Source organism: Nocardioides pelophilus (assembly GCF_014180685.1).
Classification (GTDB): Bacteria; Actinomycetota; Actinomycetes; order Propionibacteriales; family Nocardioidaceae; genus Nocardioides; species Nocardioides pelophilus.
Genome location: NZ_JACEHF010000240.1, coordinates 1 through 4,772 on the forward strand (window position 1 = coordinate 1; position 4,772 = coordinate 4,772).

Annotated in this window: 5 protein-coding genes; 1 reads left to right on the top strand and 4 read right to left on the bottom strand. The window is 73.3% G+C overall.

The genetic code is table 11. The features are described from left to right. A partial coding sequence (locus tag H0488_RS22115) for an HNH endonuclease signature motif containing protein (protein WP_183101366.1) occupies positions 1-392 on the top strand: 392 nt, incomplete at its 5' end. Positions 393-914: 522 nt separating this feature from the next. Here H0488_RS22115 and H0488_RS22120 read toward each other — a convergent pair. The 4 genes from H0488_RS22120 to H0488_RS22135 form a co-directional block, all read right to left on the bottom strand. Further along, positions 915-1,724 (bottom strand): ECF transporter S component, encoded by an 810-nt coding sequence (locus tag H0488_RS22120; RefSeq protein ID WP_446685637.1) that lies wholly within the window; start codon positions 1,722-1,724, stop codon positions 915-917. Next, positions 1,721-3,358, bottom strand: a complete 1,638-nt coding sequence (locus tag H0488_RS22125) for an ABC transporter ATP-binding protein (protein WP_183101367.1) — start codon at positions 3,356-3,358, stop codon at positions 1,721-1,723. Before H0488_RS22125 ends, H0488_RS22120 begins: the two co-directional genes overlap by 4 nt. 1 nt (position 3,359) lies before the next feature. Further along, positions 3,360-4,532, bottom strand: coding sequence for an energy-coupling factor transporter transmembrane component T (locus tag H0488_RS22130; RefSeq protein ID WP_446685638.1), 1,173 nt, complete (start codon positions 4,530-4,532; stop codon positions 3,360-3,362). After that, positions 4,522-4,772: hypothetical protein (locus H0488_RS22135; protein ID WP_220794893.1), on the bottom strand; the 251-nt coding region annotated here is incomplete at its 5' end. The genes H0488_RS22130 and H0488_RS22135, both read right to left, overlap by 11 nt.

A 4,772-nucleotide genomic window follows, 5' to 3' on the forward strand; every position in this document is an offset into this window, starting at 1 on the left:
AGGACCATGTCCCGGTCGACTCCTACGAGATCCCCGACCGGCTCCGGCGCCGCGTCGAGCTGCGCGACCACACCTGTCGTGCCCCGCACTGCAACCGCCGTACCGAACGCTGCGACCTCGACCACGCGCATCCGCACGCCGCCGGCGGCTCTACCTGCCCCTGCAACCTCGTGCCCCTGTGTCGGCGACATCACCGGGCCAAGACCTTCGGCTACTGGCGCTACGTCATCATCCAGCCCGGGACCTACCTGTGGTCCAGTCCCCACGGACAGCATTGGCTGGTCGACCACACCGGAACCCGAGTCCTCGACCCACCCCGACCAGTCGATCCAGATCCGGATCCTGATCCTCCCGACTGGGCCGACCCCGGCTGGACCGAACCCGCTCCCTGACCACCACCCCCTGGACCCCGCCACCGGCGGGGCCACAGGCACGCCCGGGGGTCTCGTGACGGTCGCTGCGCGACCTCCTCGACCACCCGGACACGGGTCTCGTGACGGTCGCTGCGCGACCTCCTCGACCACCAGCCAGCGCGCGCCCGCCGCTGGTTGAGGTGCGAGCGCAGCGAGCCTCGAAACCAAGGCGTCGACCACCGCGATGTACCTACCGGCGTCCTCTTGCCCGAACCACAGCGAGTACCTCAGGCCTCCTGCAACCCGGGCACCCAGCGCGCCCAAGCACCGCAACCCACGACGGCGCGCAGCCGTGTTGTCCGTTCTAGCCGGCGCGACCGCCGGCGGCGCAGGACGTGCGGGCAGGGGTCTCGTGACGGTCGCTGCGCGACCTCCTCGACCACCGAGACAGGGGGTCTCGTGACGGTCGCTGCGCGACCTCCTCGACCACCAGCCAGCGCGCGCCCGCCGCTGGTTGAGGTGCGAGCGCAGCGAGCCTCGAAACCAAGGCGCTGGCCGAGATCAGGCCCGGCGCTCCACCCGCGCCCGCCGGGCAGCCCGGCGCAGCGTGGTGAGGACCGCGGGTCCGAGCAGGGCGATGGCGAGGGCGTTGGTGATCGCGCGGCCGGTGTCCCAGCCGCCGGTCGAGGTGAGCACGGTGTAGAGCAGGAACCGGTGCAGGTTCTCCAGGAGCGGGGCGCCCGGGGCGTAGGAGAGCTCGGTCGAGTCCTGGCCCGGCACCTGGATACCGAGGATGAACGGCCAACCCCACAGGTTGAGCAGCAGACCGTAGGCGTAGGCCGCGAGCACGCCGTACGCGACGAGCATGGCGATCTCTGCGCGACCCGACGCACGTCGCGGCAGCAGTCCGGCGAACATGCCGACCCAGCCGGCGACGAGCATCTGGAACGGCAACCACGGGCCGACACCGGCGGTCATCAGTGCCGACGCGAAGAGGGAGGTGCATCCCAGCACGAACCCGAAGCCGGGGCCGAAGACCCGTCCACCGAGGATCAGGAGGAAGAAGACCAGTTCGAGGCCGGCGGTGCCGGCGCTGACGCCGCGGAGCACCGCGTTGACAGCAGTCAGCACTCCGAGGATCGCGAGCACCCGGGCGTCCATGCCCCCCTCGCTGATCTCCGCGAGCACGACGGCGAGGATCACCGGGAGCAGCGCGAGGAACAGGAACGGCGGGTCCACCCGCTCGGTCGGGTCGGCCTCGAGCAGCAGCGGCCAGGCGAGCATCATCAGCCCGACCACGGAGGCCAGGCCCAGCACCACGACGGACCGCACCCGCAGAGGTACGGCCACCCGCTGGTCGGTCGCGCTCACGACGGGACCTCGGCCGCGGCCAGCGCCGCGGCGACCTCGTCGACCCGCAGCCACCCGGGTCCGAGCACCTTGGTGACCTGGGGCGCGAACGCCGGCGACTCGGCGATGACCTGGCGCACCGGCCCGCTGGAGACGACCTCGCCCTCGGCCAGCACCACCACGTCGTCGGCGACCTGGGCCGCGAACTCGACGTCGTGGGTGGCGACGAGGATCGCGCGCCCGTCGGCCGCGAGGTCACGCAGGATCTCGGCGAGCGCGTGCTTGCCCGGGTAGTCGAGCCCGCGGGTCGGCTCGTCGAGCAGCAGCACCGGTGGTCCGGCGGTGAGCACGATCGCCACGGCGAGCGCGAGGCGCTGGCCTTCCGACAGGTCCCGGGGATGACCGGACGGGGCGATGCCCGGGGCTAGCCGGTCGAGGAGTCCGGCACAGGTGCCGGCGGCGGCGGACGCCGTACGGTCAGCGGCCGCGCACTCGTCGGCGACGGTCTCGAGGTAGAGCAGGTCCGCGGGACTCTGCGGCACCAGTCCCGTGTGACGACGCCGCGCGTCGGGCTTCAGCCGGTGCGGGTCCTCGCCGCCGACGCGCACGGTGCCGCGGTCGGCCGCGTGCCGCCCCTGGATCGCCCACAGCAACGTCGACTTGCCGGCGCCGTTGCGTCCCATCAACGCCGTCACCGTGCCCGGCCGCAGCGTCAGGTCGACATCGAGGAGCGCCGCCACCGAGCCGTGCGTGACCGTGAGGCGTCGTACCTGAACTTCCGGCCCTGTTTCGGACGATTTCGGGGCCGAAAGTTCAGGTGCGACGACGGTCGGCGCCGCGGCCGGGGAGAGACCGATGCGCGCCCGCAGGTCGGCGGTACGACGGCGCGCGTCGCGCACGGTGAGCGGCAAGGGGGACCAGCCGGCGAGCCGGCCGAGCTCGACGATCGGCGGCGCGATCGGGGAGTCGACCAGCAGCTCGGCGGGGTCGCCGATCCGCACCTGGCCACCCTCGGCGATGAGGCACAGCCGGTCGGCGAACGGCACCACCCGCTCCAGCCGGTGCTCGGCGACGAGAACGGAGACCCCCAGGTCGTGGACCAGCCGGGTCAGCGTGGCGAGCACGTCCTCGGCCGCGGTCGGGTCGAGCGCGGAGGTCGGCTCGTCGAGCACGAGCAGTCGCGGGTGGGTGGTCAGCACGGATCCGATCGCCACTCGCTGCTGCTGCCCTCCGGACAGGGTCCGCAGGTCCCGGTGACGCAGGTCGGCGATGCCGAGCAGGTCGAGCGTCTCCTCGACCCGGCGGCGCATCGTGGGCGCGGCCAGCCCGAGCTGCTCCATCCCGAAGGCGAGCTCCTCCTCGACGGTGTCGGTGACGAACCACGCCGATGGGTTCTGCCCGACGTAGCCGACGACGTGCGCCCGCTCCCGGGCCGGGACCTCGAGCACGCTCTCGCCGTCGATGACGACATCGCCGGTCAGCGTGCCGCCGGTGAACGCCGGCACCAACCCGGCGACCACACCGAGCAGGGTCGACTTGCCGACGCCGGTCGGACCGGCGAGCAGCACCAGCTCACCGTGGTCGATCGCCAGGTCGACACGGTCGAGGACCGGCCGCTCGCCGTAGCTGAAGGTGATGCCGCGCAGCTCGAACACCTCAGACCGCCACCTTGGCGGGCTCGCCCGCGACGGGCAGGGGCGGGAGAGGCGCCCGGTTCTTCGCGGTGAGGGGCGGCGGCGCGACGAAGACCGGAGCGATGCCGAGCAGCACGGCGACGACCGCGACCAGGCTCAGCTCCGGTACGACGAGCACACCCGGATGTGCGACCAGCGGATCCGCGCGCTGGACCAACCACAGACCTGCGCCGACCGCGAGCCCGGACAGCGCGACGAGCACCTCCGCGGCCCGCCACCGCTCCGGGCGGTAGTGGGAGCGGTGGACCCGACGACCGGCGAGCACGAACCCACCGAGCGCCGCAGTCACCCCGAGCGCCAGCATCGGCCACGCCAGCACCCGCGGCGCTGTCGAGTCGAGGAACGCGTAAACGCCGACGCAGATGCCGAGCAGCCCGAGGATCATCAGCGCACCCGTGGTCCGGCGCTGGCCGGCGGTCGCCGTACCGCTGCGGCCGTAGCCGCGGGCGTCCATGCCGGCGGCCAACGACAGCGACCGCTCGAACGCGTCCTCGAGGATCGGGACCAGGAGCCGCCGCAGACCGCGCACCCGCCGGAACCGACCGTGCTCGCCGCCGCGCAGCTGCTGGGCGGCCCGCACCCGCCGAGCGCTGTCGGCCAGCTGGGGGATCACGGTGATCGCGACGACCATCGCGGTGCCGACCTCGTAGAGGGCCGGCGGCAGCGACCGCATCAGCCGCTTCGGGTTGGCGAGGGCGTTGGCCGCGCCGACCGCGATGAGCAGCGTCGCGAGCCGCAGCCCTTCGTAGAGCGCGGCCAGCAGCTCCTCACGGCTGAACGGGCCGAGCAGGCTGACGCCCGCTGCCCAGTCCGGCAGCGGGACCTCCGGCATCGACACCAGCACGTGGCCGGCGTCGTTGCCGCCCACCAGCACCCGAAACGCCACCCGGACGACCACGNCCACCCGGACGACCACGACGATCACGCCGAGCCAGAGGTAGAGCCGGAACGACCGCGCCCACGGCTGGTCACTGCGGCAGGCGAGGACGGTGACGATCGCGACCGCCAGCAGCAGCCCGAGGAGCAGCGGGTTGGTCGTGCAGGACGCGCCGACGGCGAGACCTACCGCCCAGCACCACCAGGCGACGGGGTGGAGGTCGCGCGCCAGCCTCACCGGCACCAGCTCACCCCGCACGCCTCCGCAGCACCGTCACCAGGCCGGCCGCGCCGAGCACGAGTACGGCGAGCCCGAGCCCGATCCACGTGGCCAGCGCACCGTCGTCGTCGCCCGAGCTGTCGGTGGCCAGGTCGCTCGACGGCGGTCCGTCGGTGATCTCGTCGGCGGCCGGGACGGCCTCGGACGACGTCGCCGTCTCCGAGGGCTCCTCGCGCTCCCGGTCGCGGCGCTTCTTCCGGCGGTCGGGCGCGGCCGACT